Source organism: Actinacidiphila bryophytorum (assembly GCF_016916835.1).
Taxonomy (GTDB): domain Bacteria; phylum Actinomycetota; class Actinomycetes; order Streptomycetales; family Streptomycetaceae; genus Actinacidiphila; species Actinacidiphila bryophytorum.
In genome coordinates this window covers 1-16,193 of the sequence record NZ_JAFFIX010000006.1, presented here as the reverse complement: position 1 = coordinate 16,193, position 16,193 = coordinate 1, and the positions used below count along the sequence as shown (strand labels likewise).

Annotated in this window: 12 protein-coding genes; 8 read left to right on the top strand and 4 right to left on the bottom strand. The window is 72.8% G+C overall.

The window, feature by feature from the left end:
- The first annotated feature begins 59 nt into the window (after window positions 1–59).
- On the top strand, window positions 60–1,901 hold the full coding sequence (locus tag JT723_RS11050; protein ID WP_205044380.1) for a phosphoenolpyruvate carboxykinase (GTP): 1,842 nt from the start codon (window positions 60–62) through the stop codon (window positions 1,899–1,901).
- Between the two features lie 215 nt (window positions 1,902–2,116).
- Here the strand turns inward: JT723_RS11050 and JT723_RS11045 are convergent, their stop codons facing one another.
- Entirely contained in the window at window positions 2,117–3,328 is a 1,212-nt protein-coding gene (locus tag JT723_RS11045; RefSeq protein WP_205044379.1) for a pyridoxal phosphate-dependent aminotransferase, read from the bottom strand.
- A gap of 90 nt (window positions 3,329–3,418) precedes the next feature.
- Between JT723_RS11045 and JT723_RS11040 the strand changes: the two genes are divergently transcribed.
- Window positions 3,419–5,368, top strand: coding sequence for a P-loop NTPase fold protein (locus tag JT723_RS11040; RefSeq protein WP_205044378.1), 1,950 nt, complete (start codon window positions 3,419–3,421; stop codon window positions 5,366–5,368).
- Here JT723_RS11040 and JT723_RS11035 read toward each other — a convergent pair.
- A complete protein-coding gene (locus JT723_RS11035; protein WP_205044377.1) occupies window positions 5,301–6,872 on the bottom strand; it encodes an N-acyl-D-amino-acid deacylase family protein in 1,572 nt (523 codons plus the stop codon). The two genes, JT723_RS11040 and JT723_RS11035, sit on opposite strands and share 68 nt — an antisense overlap.
- 390 nt (window positions 6,873–7,262) lie before the next feature.
- On the bottom strand, window positions 7,263–8,537 hold the full coding sequence (locus JT723_RS11030; protein ID WP_205044376.1) for an alanine racemase: 1,275 nt from the start codon (window positions 8,535–8,537) through the stop codon (window positions 7,263–7,265).
- 162 nt (window positions 8,538–8,699) lie between these two features.
- Between JT723_RS11030 and JT723_RS11025 the strand changes: the two genes are divergently transcribed.
- From JT723_RS11025 to JT723_RS11015, 3 genes are read left to right on the top strand one after another with little or no spacing between them, the layout of a single operon-like run.
- The gene (locus tag JT723_RS11025; RefSeq protein WP_205044375.1) at window positions 8,700–9,725 is read left to right on the top strand and encodes a sugar kinase; all 1,026 of its coding nucleotides are present in this window, start codon (window positions 8,700–8,702) and stop codon (window positions 9,723–9,725) included.
- The gene (locus tag JT723_RS11020; RefSeq protein WP_205044374.1) at window positions 9,722–10,501 is read left to right on the top strand and encodes an IclR family transcriptional regulator; all 780 of its coding nucleotides are present in this window, start codon (window positions 9,722–9,724) and stop codon (window positions 10,499–10,501) included. The genes JT723_RS11025 and JT723_RS11020 overlap by 4 nt, the downstream gene beginning before the upstream one ends.
- Window positions 10,501–10,914 (top strand): RidA family protein, encoded by a 414-nt coding sequence (locus JT723_RS11015; RefSeq protein WP_205044373.1) that lies wholly within the window; start codon window positions 10,501–10,503, stop codon window positions 10,912–10,914. The genes JT723_RS11020 and JT723_RS11015 overlap by 1 nt, the downstream gene beginning before the upstream one ends.
- A gap of 170 nt (window positions 10,915–11,084) precedes the next feature.
- On the opposite strand, the gene JT723_RS11010 is transcribed toward JT723_RS11015, so the two are convergent.
- Complete coding sequence (locus tag JT723_RS11010) at window positions 11,085–12,626, bottom strand: chitinase (protein ID WP_205044372.1); 1,542 nt, start codon at window positions 12,624–12,626, stop codon at window positions 11,085–11,087.
- Window positions 12,627–12,892: 266 nt separating this feature from the next.
- On the opposite strand from JT723_RS11010, the gene JT723_RS11005 reads away from it, so the two are divergent.
- Genes JT723_RS11005 through JT723_RS10995 form a run of 3 tightly spaced genes read left to right on the top strand, consistent with a single transcriptional unit; the run spans window position 12,893 to window position 16,059 of the window.
- A complete protein-coding gene (locus tag JT723_RS11005) occupies window positions 12,893–13,741 on the top strand; it encodes a hypothetical protein (protein ID WP_205044371.1) in 849 nt (282 codons plus the stop codon).
- A 12-nt stretch (window positions 13,742–13,753) separates the two neighbouring features.
- Window positions 13,754–14,482 (top strand): Flp pilus assembly protein CpaB, encoded by a 729-nt coding sequence (gene cpaB / locus JT723_RS11000; protein ID WP_205044370.1) that lies wholly within the window; start codon window positions 13,754–13,756, stop codon window positions 14,480–14,482.
- Window positions 14,479–16,059 (top strand): CpaE/TadZ family protein, encoded by a 1,581-nt coding sequence (locus JT723_RS10995; RefSeq protein ID WP_205044369.1) that lies wholly within the window; start codon window positions 14,479–14,481, stop codon window positions 16,057–16,059. The genes cpaB and JT723_RS10995 overlap by 4 nt, the downstream gene beginning before the upstream one ends.
- Window positions 16,060–16,193: the final 134 nt, after the last annotated feature.

The window sequence follows — 16,193 nt, the reverse complement described above, 5'->3', positions numbered from 1 at the left end:
GCCGAACCAACCCTCAACTCTCACGCCGGTCTGTGCGGACCCGGCGGGACGGAGCGATCGTGGCGCGCGGTATTGCGGCTCCCACCGAACACCAGGAACTGATCCGATGGGTCGGCGAGATCGCCGAACTCACCCAGCCCGACGAGGTCGTCTGGTGCGACGGCTCGCAGGCGGAGTACGACCTGCTGGCGGCGGAACTCGTCGCCAAGGGCACCTTCACCAGGCTCGATCCGACCCTGCGGCCGAACTCGTACCACGCGGCCTCCGACCCCTCCGACGTGGCGCGCGTCGAGGACCGTACGTTCATCTGCTCCGCCCGCGAGGAGGACGCAGGCCCCACCAACCACTGGAAGGACCCCGCGGAGATGCGGGAGATCTTTAGCGGAGATGGGGCTACCTCCCAGGCCGGAGGCTCTGGGGGAGGTCTCTTCCGCGGGTCGATGCGCGGCCGGACCATGTACGTCGTGCCCTTCTGCATGGGGCCGCTCGGCTCGCCGCTGTCCGCGATGGGCGTGGAGATCACCGACTCCGCCTACGTCGCCGTGTCCATGCGCACGATGACCCGGATGGGCCGCGCCGTGTTGGACGAACTGGGCACCGACGGCGACTTCGTCAAGGCCGTCCACTCCGTCGGCGCACCCCTCGCCGAGGGCCAGGCCGACGTGCCGTGGCCCTGCAGCGACACCAAGTACATCTCGCACTTCCCCGAGGACCGGGAGATCTGGTCCTACGGCTCCGGCTACGGCGGCAACGCCCTGCTCGGCAAGAAGTGCTACGCCCTGCGTATCGCCTCGGTCATGGCCCGCGACGAGGGCTGGCTGGCCGAGCACATGCTGATCCTCAAGCTCACCCCGCCCCGCGGGCAGGCCCGCTACGTCGCCGCCGCCTTCCCCTCCGCGTGCGGCAAGACCAACCTGGCGATGCTGGAGCCCACCATCTCCGGCTGGAGCGTCGAGACCATCGGCGACGACATCGCCTGGATGCGCTTCGGCGACGACGGCCGCCTGTACGCCATCAACCCCGAGGCCGGCTTCTTCGGCGTCGCCCCCGGCACCGGCGAGCACACCAACGCCAACGCCATGAAGACGATGTACGCCAACTCCGTCTTCACCAACGTCGCCCTCACCGACGACGGCGACGTGTGGTGGGAGGGCATGACCGAGGAACCCCCGGCGCACCTCACCGACTGGAAGGGCAACGACTGGACCCCCGCGTCCGGCACGCCCGCCGCCCACCCCAACGCCCGCTTCACCGTCCCGGCCGGGCAGTGCCCGATCATCGCCCCCGAGTGGGAGGACCCGCGCGGCGTCCCGATCTCCGCGATCCTCTTCGGCGGGCGCCGCGCCTCGGCCGTACCGCTGGTCACCGAGTCCTTCGACTGGCAGCACGGCGTCTTCCTCGGCGCGAACATCGCCAGCGAGAAGACCGCCGCCGCCGAGGGCAAGGTCGGCGAACTGCGCCGCGACCCGTTCGCGATGCTGCCCTTCTGCGGCTACAACATGGGCGACTACTTCGCGCACTGGCTGGAGGTGGGCAAGGCCCACGACCCGGCGAAGCTGCCGGCGATCTACTACGTCAACTGGTTCAGGAAGGACGCGGACGGCCGCTTCGTCTGGCCCGGCTTCGGCGAGAACAGCCGCGTGCTGAAGTGGATCGTCGAGCGCCTCGACGGTACGGCGGAGGGGGTCCGCACCCCCATCGGCATCCTCCCGGCCCCGGGCGCCCTCGACACCGAGGGTCTCGGCCTCGCCCCGTCCGACCTCGACCTGCTCCTGTCCGTCGACCCCGAGGTCTGGCGCGAGGAGGCCGCGCTGATGCCCGGCCACCTTTCGACCTTCGGGGATCACACCCCGCCCGAGCTCTGGGCCGAGTACGAGGCCCTGGTCGCCCGCCTGGGCTGACCCTGCCCTGGAGGGCAACCACCAGGGGCGCGGGGAACTGCGCGACCAGCCCACGACGGGCTGCACGTCGCCACCGTCCGAAAGGGGCTGTTCGGTCCTCCCCCAGAGCTCCGCCTGGGGGTGCCCCCATCTCGCTTCGCTCGGGACCACCGGCCGGAGGACGGCTTGGCGCGCAGTTCCCCGCGCCCCTAAAACGCTCGGCCCGCGCGGCAGCGCTAACGCTGCGAGTAGCCGTCCAGGAAGCGGCCGATACGGCCGATGGCCTCGGTCAGGTCCTCCGCACGCGGCAGCGTGACGATCCTGAAGTGGTCGGGTTCGATCCAGTTGAACCCGGTCCCGTGGACGATCATGATCTTCTCGGCCCGCAGCAGGTCGAGGACCATCTGCCGGTCGTCCTTGATCTTGTAGACCTGCGGGTCGAGCCGCGGGAAGGCGTACAGCGCGCCCTTGGGCTTGACGCAGGTCACGCCGGGGATGGCGGTCAGCGCCTCGTACGTGGCGTCCCGCTGGGCGGCGAGCCGCCCGCCGGGCAGCACCAGCGAGGTGATCGACTGGTGCCCGCCGAGCGCGGTGGCGATCGCGTGCTGGGCCGGCATGTTGGCGCACAGCCGCATGTTGGCCAGGATCGTCAGGCCCTCGATGTAGCTGCCCGCGTGCGTCTTGGGGCCGCACACCGCCATCCAGCCGCTGCGGTAGCCGGCCACCCGGTAGGCCTTGGACAGGCCGTTGAAGGTCAGGGTGAGCAGGTCGGGGGCGATGGCCGCGGTCGGGGTGTGGGTGGCGTCGTCGTAGAGGATCTTGTCGTAGATCTCGTCGGAGCAGACCACCAGGCGGTGCCGGCGTGCGATGTCGGTGAGCCCGCGCAGCAGCTCCTCGTCGTACACCGCACCGGTCGGGTTGTTCGGGTTGATGATCACGATCGCCTTGGTGCGGTCGGTCACCTTGCGCTCGATGTCTGCCAGGTCCGGCATCCAGTCGGACTGCTCGTCGCACCGGTAGTGCACCGCGGTGCCGCCGGCCAGGGCGACCGAGGCCGTCCACAGCGGGTAGTCGGGCGCGGGGACCAGCACCTCGTCGCCGTCGTCCAGCAGCGCCTGCATCGACATCTGGATCAGCTCGGACACGCCGTTGCCGAGGTAGACGTCCTCGACGTCCAGCGGGATGCCCTTGGTCTGGTAGTGCTGCATCACCGCCCGGCGTGCCGACAGCAGACCCTTGGCGTCGCCGTATCCGTGCGCGTCCTTCAGGGTGCGCAGCATGTCCTCAAGGATCTCGGGCGGGCACTCGAACCCGAACCCGGCCGGATTCCCGGTGTTCAGCTTGAGGATGCGGTGTCCGGCCGCCTCCAGCCGCATCGCCTCCTCAAGAACCGGACCCCGGATCTCGTAACAGACGTTTGCGAGCTTCGTGGACTGGATCACCTGCATGCCGGTCACCTTACGGGCAGGTCACGTCCGCCGCGCGGTGTTTTTCGCCACCCGGGGGACGCGGCAGGGCCTCGCTGGGACACTGGTGGCGTGCCTCCGCCGCCTGCCGCGCCGCCTCCTCCCGGTGACCTGGGGGAGCAGCCGTGGCCGCGGCAGGGACTGCCGGCCGACGGCAGCGGGGCGCCGGAGGCGGCGGGGTTCTCGCTGCTCGGTGACGAGCCGGTGGCGGGCGGTGAGCAGGACGCGCTGGGTGCGACCGAGACCGCGGAGCGGCTGTGCCGGCTGCTGGTGTCCTCCCGCCGCTCCACGCCCTTCACGCTCGCCGTCGACGGCGGGTGGGGCATGGGCAAGTCCAGCCTGATGCGGCTGACCGACTGCCGGCTGCGCGGGGAGCGGGGGGTCAGCCAGGTCTGGTACAACGCGTGGACCGCCTCCGGTTCCGGCGGTGACGTGCTCGAAGGCCTGATCAAGTCGGTGCTGACCGGCCTCGACCCGAACGTGCTGCGCCGCGGTCTGAACAAACTGCGCGGCAACCGCCCGCTGGCCGGCACGCTGCGCGCGCTGCTGACCGCCGCCGCGGGCCTCTTCCAGGCGGCCGGGCCGGTCAACGAGCTGTGGAACCGGATGAGCGCCGACGCCCGTACCCGCAACGAGATGCGCAACGTGCTGCGCCGCATGGTCGACGACTGGGCGCAGCGCGGTCCCGGCAGCACCGGCGGGCGGCTGCTCGTGGTCTTCATCGACGACCTCGACCGCTGCTCCGAGGAGACCGTGCTCGCGGTGTGCGAGGCGCTCAAGCTGTACCTCGACGTGCCCGGCCTTGCCTTCGTCATCGGCTGCGACCGCTCGGCGCTGGCCCCCGGCGGGCTGCTGCGCGACCTGTCGCCCGCCGCGTCGGCCTTCATGGAGAAGATCTTCCAGACCGTCTACCGCGTCCCGGCGGCCGCCGACCGCGACATCACCGCCTACGTCGAGCGCTGCGCCCGGCACGCGGGCATCTCCGCCTACCTCGACGGCGACCTCACCCGGCTGCTGATCGAACGCTCGGGGCGCAACCCCCGGCGTATCAAACGCCTGGTCAACGGCTTCGTGCTGGAAGCGACCCTCAACCCGGCCTGGCGCGACTTCGGCCCGCAGGCGGTGCTGCGGGTGCTGCTGCTCCAGTACTTCTACGCCGACTTCTACCGCATGATGACCATCCCGCGGGCGCCCTCGGAGCGGGACACCCTCACCGAGTTCCGCGACTACCGGCTGCTGCGGGCGCTGGCGCACCGCCCGCCGGACGCAGCCGGCCCGCCCGCCGAGGACGCCGACCGGATGACCGCGCAGCTGACGTACCACGAGGTGGCCTTCCACCCGGCCGCCCTGCAGGACGCGCTGCCCGACTTGGAGCGCCGGCTGCCCGCGGACTTCCCGCGGCTCGCCGCCGACCGGGGCTTCACCTCGCTGCTGGACGAGCTGCTGGCCCTGGACGGGACGGGGGAGCTGGTCGCCCGCCTGCAGCTGCTGCCGGTGCCCGTGCCGGTCCCCGACCCGGAACCCGAGAGCAGCTACGGCCTGCCGCAGCCGGTCGTCGACCGGGCGTTCGGCCTGGAGGAGCGCCCGAACCGGCGGCGGTACGCCGGGATGCGCGTGCTGTGGGTGGACGACCAGCCGGGGAACATCGAGGTGGCCGGGGCGTCCTTCCTGCGCCTTTCGGGCGCCATCGTCAAAGTGGCCGGTGACGAGGACGAAGCCGACGACGCCATCGCCGCCTTCGTGCCGGACGTGATGGTCTCCGACATCCAGCGGGGCCGCGAGCGCGAGGCGGGCTTCGACTACGTGCGGCGGCTGCGCGCCGAGCGGACGTACACCGGACCCGTCGTCTACTACAGCTCGGAGGCCACTCAGGCGCGGCTGGCGAAGGCCCGCGAGGTGGGGGCGCTCGACGTGACCGTGAACTTCGGGGACCTCCTCGATCACCTCGACAGAGTCAGGGCCGGCCTGCCGAGCGCACGGACCGCCCCGCCAGCACGTCCGTCCGACGGCCGTCCTCGATGACGAAGCGACCGTCGACCAGGACGTAGGGGATGCCTGTCGGCAGGGTGCGCGGCCGGTCGTAGGTCGCGCCCGAGGCGACCGTGTCCGGGTCGAAGAGGACCAGGTCGGCGCGGTGGCCCTCGCGGACCAGGCCCCGGTCCGGCAGCCGCAGCCGGGCGGCGGGGCGGCCGGTCATGTGGGCGACGCACTCCTCCAGGCCGAGCACGCCCAGCTCGCGCACGTAGTGCCCCAGGTAGTGCGGGAAGGTGCCGTACGCCCGCGGGTGCGGCTTGCTGCCGTGCAGGATGCCGTCGGAGCCGGCGGTGTGCGTGCGGTGGCGCATCACCGTGCGCACGTTCCGCTCGTCGCCGACGTGCTGCAGGATCGTGGTGCCGAGCCGGTCGGCCAGCAGCAGGTCGCGGGCCGCGGGCCAGCCGCTCAGCCGGGTGCCGACGCGGTCGGCCAGCGCCGGGTCCGCGGTGCCCGACACCTCGACGGTCGACCAGTCCACCGGCACCCCGTGGCAGCCGTCGGAGCCCTCGACCTCCAGGGCGTGCCTGATCCGCTCCGCGGTGGGCGCGTCGCGCAGCCTGGCCAGCGTGGCCTCCGGGCCGCCGACCGCCGCCCAGCTCGGCAGCAGCGCCACCAGCGTCGTACACCCGGCGGTGTACGGGTAGCTGTCCAGGGTGATGTCCGCGCCGTCCGCGAGCGCCTTGTCCAGCACGTCGAGCAGATCCGGGGCGCGGCCGGCGTTGACGTCGAAGTTCATCGTCGCGTGCGCCAGGTGCAGCGGGCAGCCCGCGTCCGTCGCGACGGCGATCATCTCCTCGTACGCGCGCAGCGCCCCGGCGCCGTACGAACGGTGGTGCGGGCAGTAGTAGCCGCCGTGCTCTGCGACCACCCGGCACAACTCCGTCAGCTCGGTGTCGGGGGCGTACATCCCCGGGGTGTACGTCAGGCCCGACGACATCCCCACCGCGCCCTGCTCCATACCCTCCGCGACCAGCTGCTTCATCCTGCGCAACTCGTCCGGCGTCGCCGGCCGGTCCTCCCAGCCGACCACCGCCATCCGGACGGTGCCCTGCGGTACGAGGTAGGCGGCGTTGACCGCGACGCCGCGGTCCAGGCGGTCCAGGTAGCCGCCGACGGTGCGCCAGTCGAACTCGACGTCCGAGCCGTCGCCGTTCCACCCGGCGATCAGGGTGCGCAGCGTCTCCAGGGTGCGGTCGTCGGCGGGCGCGTACGACAGGCCGTCCTGGCCCAGGACCTCCAGGGTGACGCCCTGGGCCGCCTTCGCCTCGTGGGCCGGGTCCGTCAGCAGGGCCAGGTCGCTGTGCGCGTGCATGTCGATGAAGCCGGGCGCGAGCACGAGCCCGCGCCCATCGACGACCCTGCCCCCGGCCGGCCCCCTGCCGCGCCCTCGCCGCACCTCGGCGATCCGCCCGTCCTCGACGGCGACGTCGCCCGTGAACGCGGGCGCCCCGCTCCCGTCCACCACGCGGACACCCCGCACGACCAGGTCCATACCAGGACCCTAGCCCCTGGGTGGGTGCCACCTGCTGTGGGCTTGCACCTTTCGGCCGGTGGGTGGCTGGTCGCGCAGTTCCGCCCCCAGAGCTTCGCCTGGGGGTACCCCCAGCGCCTCCTGAGGGGTGCCCTCTCCCCGCAGAGCTGGCGCCAGCAGGCGGCGCCCTCTGGGCAGGAGGGCGAGCGTTTTTAGGGGCGCGGGGAACTGCGCGCCCAGCCCGAGGAGTGGGAAAGAAGCAACGCCACAGCAAGTGGCAGGACCTCAGGGGCTCGGGGAACTGCGAGACCAGCCGCGACGGTGGGAAAGGCGACTGCCTACAGCAAGGGGCAATCACCCAGGGGCGGGGGGAACTGCGCGCGCAACCCACCGCCGGGGGGCGCTCGGGGGCTAGAAGAAGGTGCGGACGTAGTCCGTGATCGTGCCGTCGGCCGTGGCGACGGGAATGAGCGGCCACTTCTCGAAGGTGGTGCACGGGTGCGAAAGCCCGAGGCACACGAGGTCCCCGACCTCGATCCCGTCGTCCGGCGGCACGGAAAGCCACGCGTGCTGGTCGGACAGCCGGCTGACGCCGAGCCCGGCGGGCGCGGGGCGCAGCCCCGCAGCGGACCGCACGGCCACGGGCGTGGGCAGCCCGAGGTCGTACGGCACGTCCCGCTTCCCCGCGTTGAGGAAGGCCTGCCCCGGCTCGGGCCGGGAGACGACCTGCGCCCACAGCCGGAAGGCCGGCTCCAGGTGCCCGGGCACCCGGGTGAAGGGCGTGACCCGGGCGTAGTGCGCGTCGTCGTGCGTCACGTACGCCCCCGACCGCAGCAGCGGCAGCACGGGCCGCGACATCCCGCCGATGCCGGCGAAGACATCGGCGACCGCGTCGAACCACGCGGAGCCGCCCGCGCTGACCACGATCTGCTCGGCGCCGCCGAACGCACCGCCCCGGTCCAGCTCCGCGGCGAGCGCGACGAGCCGCCGCAGCCAGGCGCGTACCTGTTCGGGGCCGGCGTCGGGGACCTCGGCCTCGTATCCGGCGACGCCGACGAGCCGCAGCTGCCCGGCCGCGGCGACGGCGGCGGCGACGGCGGCGCAGTCCGCCTCGGTACGCGCCCCGGTCCGGGCGCCGTCCCCCGCGCCCAGCTCCACGACGACGTCGACCTGCCGGCGTACGCCTGCGGCGGCGAGCGCGTCCTGCATGAGCTGGACGCCGCGCACGGAGTCGACGTAGGCGACGAACTCGAAGCCGGGGTCGGCGTCGAGTTCCGCGCCGATCCAGCGCAGCGCGGCGGCGTCGACGAGTTCGTTGGCGAGGAAGATCCGGGGGACGCCGAAGGCCCGGCAGACCCGCACCTGGTGGGGTACGGCGACGGTGATGCCCCAGGCGCCGCGCTCCAGTTGGCGGGCGAAGAGCTGCGGGGCCATGGACGTCTTGCCGTGCGGGGCGAAGGCGAGGCCGCGCTGTGCCGTCCAGTGTTCGAGTACGCCGAGGTTGTGGTCGAGCGCTTCCGCGGACAGGACGAGCAGCGGGGTGGTGAAGCCGCCGTCGGTGAGGGTGCGCCGCTGGGCGGCGAGTTCGCCGACGGTGAGTCCTGCCGCGTCCGGCGGCAGGCCCTTGAAGCGGTGGTCGACGCGTTCCCCGCGCAGCGCGGCGACCCGTTCGGCGACGACGTCCATGCACCCTCCGTAGCCCGCAGGGCGTTGCAGCATGCGCAACGGCCATTGCGTATGGTGTTTCGAGCTGTCTAACATCCGGGCCTGTGCCTGGTCAACGGCCGCAGTGCCGTACCGCAGTCGCGCAGGAGCAGTACCCGCAGCCCTACCCCAGTGAGAGCGAGCATGAGCGTGACGCCGACCGTGGACGTCGTATGCCTGGGGGAGTCCATGGTGACCTTCGTGCCGAGCCAGGACGGGCGGCTGGCGGACGTACCCGCCTTCCACCGGTCCATCGGCGGTGCCGAGTCGAACGTCGCGTGCACCCTGGCCCGCGCCGGGCACAGCGCCCGCTGGGTCAGCCGCGTCGGCGCCGACGGCTTCGGCGACCACCTGGTCGCCGCGATCGCCGCCGCGGGGGTGGACGTCGGCGCGGTCCAGCGCGACCCGCACCGCCCCACCGGCATCTACTTCCGCACCGCGGGCGAGCGCGCCACCACCGTGGACGCGGCGCCGGGCCGCGCCGAGGTCGTCTACTACCGCAAGGGCTCCGCCGCCTCCGCCCTGTCGCCCGCACTGGTGCAGCGCAGGGACGTGTGGGCCGGGCGGGTGCTGCACCTGACCGGGATCACCTGCGCCCTGTCGGCCACCTGCGCGTCGCTGATGCGGCGGCTCACCCACCGCGAACCCGGCCGCCCGCTGGTGTCCTTCGACGTCAACCACCGGCCCGCGCTGTGGCACGGCGCCGACCCGTGGCTGCTGGCGGAGATCGCCCGCGGCTGCGACCTGGTCTTCGTCGGTGAGGACGAGGCGCAGGCCGCCTGGGGCCTTGCGGACGCCGACGCGATCAGGGCCGCGCTGCCGGAACCGGCGACCGTCGTGGTCAAGCAGGGCGCGGCCGGCGCCACCGCCTTCAGCGGCGGCGAGCGCGTGCACGTACCGGCACCCGCAGTGGACGTGGTCGCCCACGTCGGCGCGGGCGACGCCTTCGCGGCCGGCTTCCTGTCCGCGACGCTGCGCGGCCTGCCGCTGCGCGACCGGCTGCGGCACGGGCACCTGCTGGCCGCCGCCGCACTGACCGTGCCGGGCGACCTCGCGGCGCCGCCCGCCCGCGGCCACGCCGACGGCCTGGCCGCACTGGACGACACCGCATGGGGCAGACTGCGACTCGGCCCCGGGTGGACACGGCAGGACGAGGAGGTGGCGCGGTGAGCCAGACCGTCGACCGCGCGCTGACCATCCTGCCGCTGCTCGCCGAGGGACCCGCGAGCCTGGAGCAGGTCGCCACCCGGCTCGACGTCCACAAGTCCACCGCGCTGCGGCTGCTGCGCACCCTGCACGACCACGGCCTGGTCTACCGGCAGCAGGACCAGCGCTACCGGCTCGGCGCCCGGCTGTTCGCGCTCGCCCAGCAGGCCGTCGAGGCGCTGGACATCCGCGGCATCGCCCACCCGCACCTGGCCGCACTCAACGAACGCACCGGCCACACCGTGCACTTGGCCGTCTACGAGCAGGGCGAGGTCGTCTACATCGACAAGGTGGAGAGCCGCTACCCGGTGCGCATGTACTCGCGGATCGGCCGCCCGGTCGCCATCACGGTCGCCGCCGTCGCCAAACTGCTGCTCGCCGACCTGCCGGAGCCCGAGCGCCGGGCGGTCGCCGAAGGCCTCGACTACCCGCGCTACACCCCGCGTTCGACCCCCGACGCGGGCGCCTTCCTCGCCGAGCTGGCCCGGGTGCGCGAGCAGGGCTGGGCGAGCGACCTGGGCGGCCACGAGGAGTCCATCAACTGCGTCGGCGCACCGCTGCACGGCCCCGACGGGCGGGTCTGCGCGGCCATGTCCGTGTCCGCGCCCAACGTGGTCGTCAGCGCGGAGGAGTTGCTGCGGCTGCGGCCGCTCGTCCTGCGGACCGCCGAGGCGATCGGCGCCGAACTGTCGGGCGTGACACCCGCCCACCACCAGCCCGCGACGAAAGGTGCGACCTGATGTCCCACGACACCGCCAAGACGGCGGTCACCCCGCCGACCCACACCGCGCCCCCGGCGAAGTTCTCGCACGGGGTGCGCAAGGGGAACATCCTCCAGGTCGCAGGACAGGTCGGCTTCCTCCCGGCCGTCGAGGGCCGGGCCCCGACCCCGGCCGGTCCCGACCTGCGCTCCCAGGTCCTGCAGACCCTGGCCAACGTCAGCTCGGTGCTGGAGGCGGGCGGCGCCTCCTGGGAGGACGCGGTGATGGTGCGGGTGTACCTGACCGACACGGGTCACTTCGCGGAGTTCAACGAGCTGTACGACGAATATTTCGCTGCGCTTGCTGGTCCGCCGGCCGCCCGTACGACCGTGTACGTCGGCCTCCCGGCCGGGCTCCTCGTCGAGATCGACGCCCTGGCCGTGCTGGGCTGACCTTTCTGCCCTGGCGGGCGAGCGTTTTTCAGGGGCGCGGGGAACTGCGCGCCCAGCCACCGACCACGCGCGGGTCGTCACCGCCCCGAAGGGGCAGTTCCGTCCGTGCCGGACCACCGGCCGGTGGTGGGTTGCGCGCGCAGTTCCCCGCGCCCCTTAATGACGTGCCGTCACGGCATGGAGTGGACGTGGGGGCCGACGCCGTTGGACCAGGTGTTGCCGGCGGAGGCGTCCCAGTTGGTGGACCAGGTCATCGCGCCGCCGATGCCGGGCCAGGTGGTGGACGGGTGGAAGCTGCCGCAGCCGGTGCCCTTGGCGAGGCAGTCGAGTGCGTTGTCGACGACGCTCGGGCTGACGTAGCCCGAGCCCGCCGCGCTGGTGGACGCCGGGGTGCCGATGCCGACCTGGGACGGTGACAGGCCGGCCTGGATCGCGGTGCACGCCAGCGTGGTGATGAAGTCCACCGAGCCCTGGCTGTAGACGCCGCCGTCGCAGCCGTTCATCGAACCGCTGTTGTAGTACTGCGTGTTGACGATCGTCAGGATGTCCTTGACCTTCAGCGCGGTCGCCAGGTAGTCACTGCCGGCCGACAGCATGTCGATCGTCTGCGGCGCCATCGTGATGATCAGGCCCGAGCCCGCCTTGGCGCTCAGCGCCCGCAGCGCCTGCGGCATGTACGTCGAGTCGATGCCGTTCTCCAGGTCGATGTCGACCCCGTTGAACCCGTAGGTCTGCATCAGCGAGTACACGCTGTTGGCGAAGTTGGTCGCCGAGGCGGAGTCGCGTACCGAGATCGTGCCGTTCTGGCCGCCGACCGAGACGATCACCTTCTTGCCCGCGGCCTGCTTGGCCGCGATGTCGGCCTTGAACTGCGCGACGCTGTAGCCGAGCGAGGGGTCCAGGGTGAAGGACACCGCACCGGGTGTCGTCGTCGCGTCGGCGAAGGCCACGGCGATGATGTCGTACTGGCTCTGCACCTGCGCGATGGTCTGCACGGTGGCGCCGTTGTCGAAGTTCTGCCAGTAACCGGTGACCACGTGCTTGGGCAGGCCGGTGGACGGCGGTGTGGTGGTCGGCGGGGTCGTGGTCGGGGTGGTCGGGGGAGTCGTCGTCGGGGTCGTCGGGGGTGTGGTGGTCGGCGTCGTGGGCGGGGTGGTCGAGCCGCCGGGGCCGGACAGCGTGATGTCGTCGGCGAAGTAGGCGGGCTGCGCGTACCAGCCGTGCGTGTAGACGGTCACCGAGTGCGTGCTCGCGCCGGTGGTGAAGTTGACGCTGAGCTGCTGGTAGGAGGACGCGCCGGGCGTCCAGGTCGACGGGTCGGTGCCGCCGGTGCCGCTGGCGCCGATGTAGACGTAACTGCCCTGGACCCACGCGCTCAGCGTGTACTGGGAGTTGGGCTGCACGCTGACGGTCTGCGAGCACTGCCCGGTGTCGCTGTTCGACGGGGTCGCCTTGAGGGCGGCGGAGCCGGAGTGCACGGGGCTGGAGACGGCGGCGCCGCTGCCCGCGGTGCAGGTCCAGTTCGACAGCCCGCTCTCGAAGCCGGGGTTGGCGACCAGGTTGGTGGTGGCGGCGCTCGCGCTGCCGACGGTGACGACCGCTACGCCCGCGCCGATCACCGCCGCCGCGCTCAGCGCAGCGACCGTACGCTGCCTGACGGTCGATCTGCGGTGCGTGTGGCTGGTTCGATTCGCGTGCGATGCACGTTCCACGACTGCCTCCTGGGGGCAAGGAGTTGGGGGGTGGTGGGAGTGCGGGACCCGGAAAGCCGGGCAGGCCGTCGGGATCACCGGGGATGGCCCGGTAAGGGAGAAAGTTGGTCCAGACCAATTGGGTTGTCAAGACCTCTTGCGGACAGCTGCCGTTCACCGTCGCCGATCCGCAACTTTGCGCACCCAACCCGCTACACATCGATAAGCTGGCGAGCGGAAATCGCCAGGCCACACGCGCAGAACAGGCGGAAAGGGGGAGGTTCCGGATGCTGAGCGTCATCACGGTCACGTCGGACGACCTCGCACTTCCGCTGGAGGAGCACGTGACGCGGGTCGCCGCCGCGCTCGACGCCCACGGCCACGTCGTCGCGCTCGCCCCCGCCGAGGCCGACGACCCGGTCAGGCGCCGGCTGCACACCGTACGGTCCGCCCTGGAGGCCGACCGGCTGGCGATCGTGCCGCTCTCCCTGCCGCCGCTGGCCAGGGCACTGCTCGGCGAGCAGCTGCGGCAGCTGGCCGGCACCGACCTCGGCCCCGGCGTCCTGGCCGGCGCGGCCCGCCTGCTGTCGTACTACCTCTACTCCGGCGCCCTGCTCGGCTCGGTCGCCAAGCTCGACCGCGTACCCGTCGGCGTCGGCAGCCACGTCAAGTCCCTCGTGCCCGGGCGGCACTTCGCGGTCCTCGCGCACCCCGAGCCCTACCTCGGCGAGGCCGACCCCACCACGATCCCGCAGGGACCCGGCTACCAGACGCAGCTGGCCGTCGCGGGCAAGGGCCTCGACCCGGGCTGGATCACCGGCCCGCTCGCCGCCGCCTGGCGCTCCCAGCACCTGCGCGAAGTGCCGCTGCCGCCCGACTCGGCCCGCTGGTGGGGTACCGGGAAACTCGTCGAGTTCACCGCCTACATCGCCGACGTCGGCATGCTCTACCAGCTCGTCACCTCCGTGCGGCGCGACACCTGCACCTGGTGCGGGCTCGAAGTCATCGGCGACCAGTGCCTGTTCTGCGCCACCCGGCTCGCGGACCGGCAGACCCCGGCCAAGCACGCCGCCGACCCCCGCGGCCGCGCCGTGGAGACCCCGCGCCGCCCCCAACTCGAACCCCACAAGCGATAGGTCCGCCCGCACATGAACTCACGTCAGCGCCGTGGTGTCGTCCTCCTGGTGGTCTCCGCCGTGTGTGCGGTCGCCGCCTTCGCCGGGGTGCTCGCCGTCGTCAACGACGCACGGTCCGAGGTCGGGGAGAAGGTCACGGCGTACGAACTGTCCGCCGACGTGCCCGCCTACCAGCAGATCGGCAGCGCGAACATACGGCAGATACGGGTGCCCTCGCGCTGGCTGCCGGACACCGCGGTCCGCGACCTCGGCCAGGTGCAGGGCAAGATCGCCGCCGTCGCCCTCAAGAAGGGCTCGCTGCTGCAGACCGACATGGTCGCCGCCCGGCCCCGACTGCGGCCGGGGCAGATGGAGATCGCCATCATGATCGACGCCGAGACCGGCGTCGCGGGCAAGATCACCCCCGGCGCCAAGGTCAACATCTTCGCCACCTTCGCCGGGCGCAAGGACACCGACCCCGACACCTCCCGCATCATCGTGGCCGCCGCCCAGGTCATCGACGTCGGCGAGATCAAGGCCTTCGACAAGAACGCCGACGCCCAGCGGCTGTCCACCGAGGGCGTGCCCATCACCTTCGCCCTCGACGCCGAGGACGCCCAACGCGTCGCCTACGCCGAATCGTTCGCCGAGCACGTCCGCCTCGCGCTGGTCGCCCCCGGCGACACCAGCGCCCCGCCGGACAGCGCCCGCGACTACACGCTCGCCGGCGACAGCGGCAGCGGAGGAGGCGGCCGCCCGTGACCGTACGCATCGTCGCCGGCACCTCGGACCCCGACGCGGCCCGCGCGCTGCTCGGGCTGCTCGGCCAACTCCCCGGCGCGGAACCGGCACCCGCGGTCCACGACTCCACCGCGCTGCTCGACCTGCTGGCCCGCGCCGCCGAGACCGGCGTCGAGGAACTCCCCGAAGTCGTCGTCGTCCACGAGACGATCGGCCCGATGCCCGCGCTCGACCTCGTCCGCGACATCGCGCTGCGCTTCCCCGCCGTCGGCGTCATCCTGCTCACCCCCGACCCCGGCCCCGCCGTCCTCGCCGCCGCGATGAACTCCGGCGCCCGCGGTGTCGTCGGACTCCCGCTGTCCTACGACGAGTTGGGCGCCCGGGTGGACGCCGCCGCCACCTGGGCCGCCGGGGTGCGCCGCCACCTCGGCCCGCAGCGCGCCGCCCTGCCCGCCGTCGCGGGCGGCACCGTGGTCGCCGTCGCCGGCGCCAAGGGCGGCGTCGGCACCACCGTCACCGCCGTCCACCTCGCGCTCGCCGCCCACGCCTCCGGCCGCTCCACCGCCCTGGTCGACCTCGACCTGCAGGGCGGCGACATCGCCTCCTACCTCGACGTGCAGTTCCGCCGCTCCGTCGCCGACCTCGCCGACATCGCCGACGTGTCCTCCCGGGTCCTGCACGACGCCATGTACGTCCACGAGTCCGGCCCCGCCCTGCTGCTCGCCCCCGCCGACGGCGAACGCGGCGAGGACGTCACCGACCGCGCCGCCCGCCTCGTCCTGGCCGCACTCCGGCAGCGCTACGAGGTCGTCGTCGTCGACTGCGGCACCCAGATGACCAGTGCCAACGCGGCCGCCGTCGAGGTCGCCGACACCGCGGTCCTGGTGACCACGCCCGACGTCGTCGCCGTCCGCGCCGCCAAGCGCATGGTCCGCATGTGGGACCGGCTCCAGATCCGCAAACCGCAGGACACCACCACCGTCGTCAACCGCCACACCCGCGCCACCGAGATCCAGCCCACCCTGGTCGGCCGCATCACCGGCACCCGCATCGCCGCGTCCACCGTCCCCGCCGCCTTCCGCGAACTCCAGCCCGTCATCGACGCCGGCCGCCTCCACGACCTCGACGCCCGCTCCACCGTCAAGGCCGGCATCTGGTCCCTGGCCGGCGAACTCGGCCTCGTGACCGGGGCATCCCTCCCCGCGCCCCGCGGCAAGAAGTCCCGCCGCGGCGGCGACCGCGGCCAGGTCACCCTGGAGACCCTCGGGATGACCCCGATCATCCTGATCACCCTGATCCTGGTCTGGCAGGCGGTGCTCACGGGTTACACCTTCACGCTGGCCGGCAACGCCGCCGATCAGGCGGCGAGGGCCGCCGCCGTCTCCTCCGACCCGCAGTCGGCCGGCGCGGACGCCGCGGCATCCGACCTCCCCGGCGCGTGGTCCGGCGACGCGCACACCGACGCCCACCGCAACGGCGACGGCACCGTGGAGGCCACCGTCACCCTCAAGGTCCCCGTCCTCTTCCCCGGCACGATCGACTTCCCCTTCCACGTCCACGGCCACGCCAAAACGGTCGACGAACGGCCGACCCGATGACCTCCCTCCCGCGCCTTACGGCGCCCTTGCGGCGGGGCCGAGCTCTTAGGGGCGCGGGGCTGCGTCTGATCTGCGGCTGGCGCCGCGTGGGCGCGCTGTCCGCCCCCGGGCAGGCCGCCTGGGGGGTGCCTCTG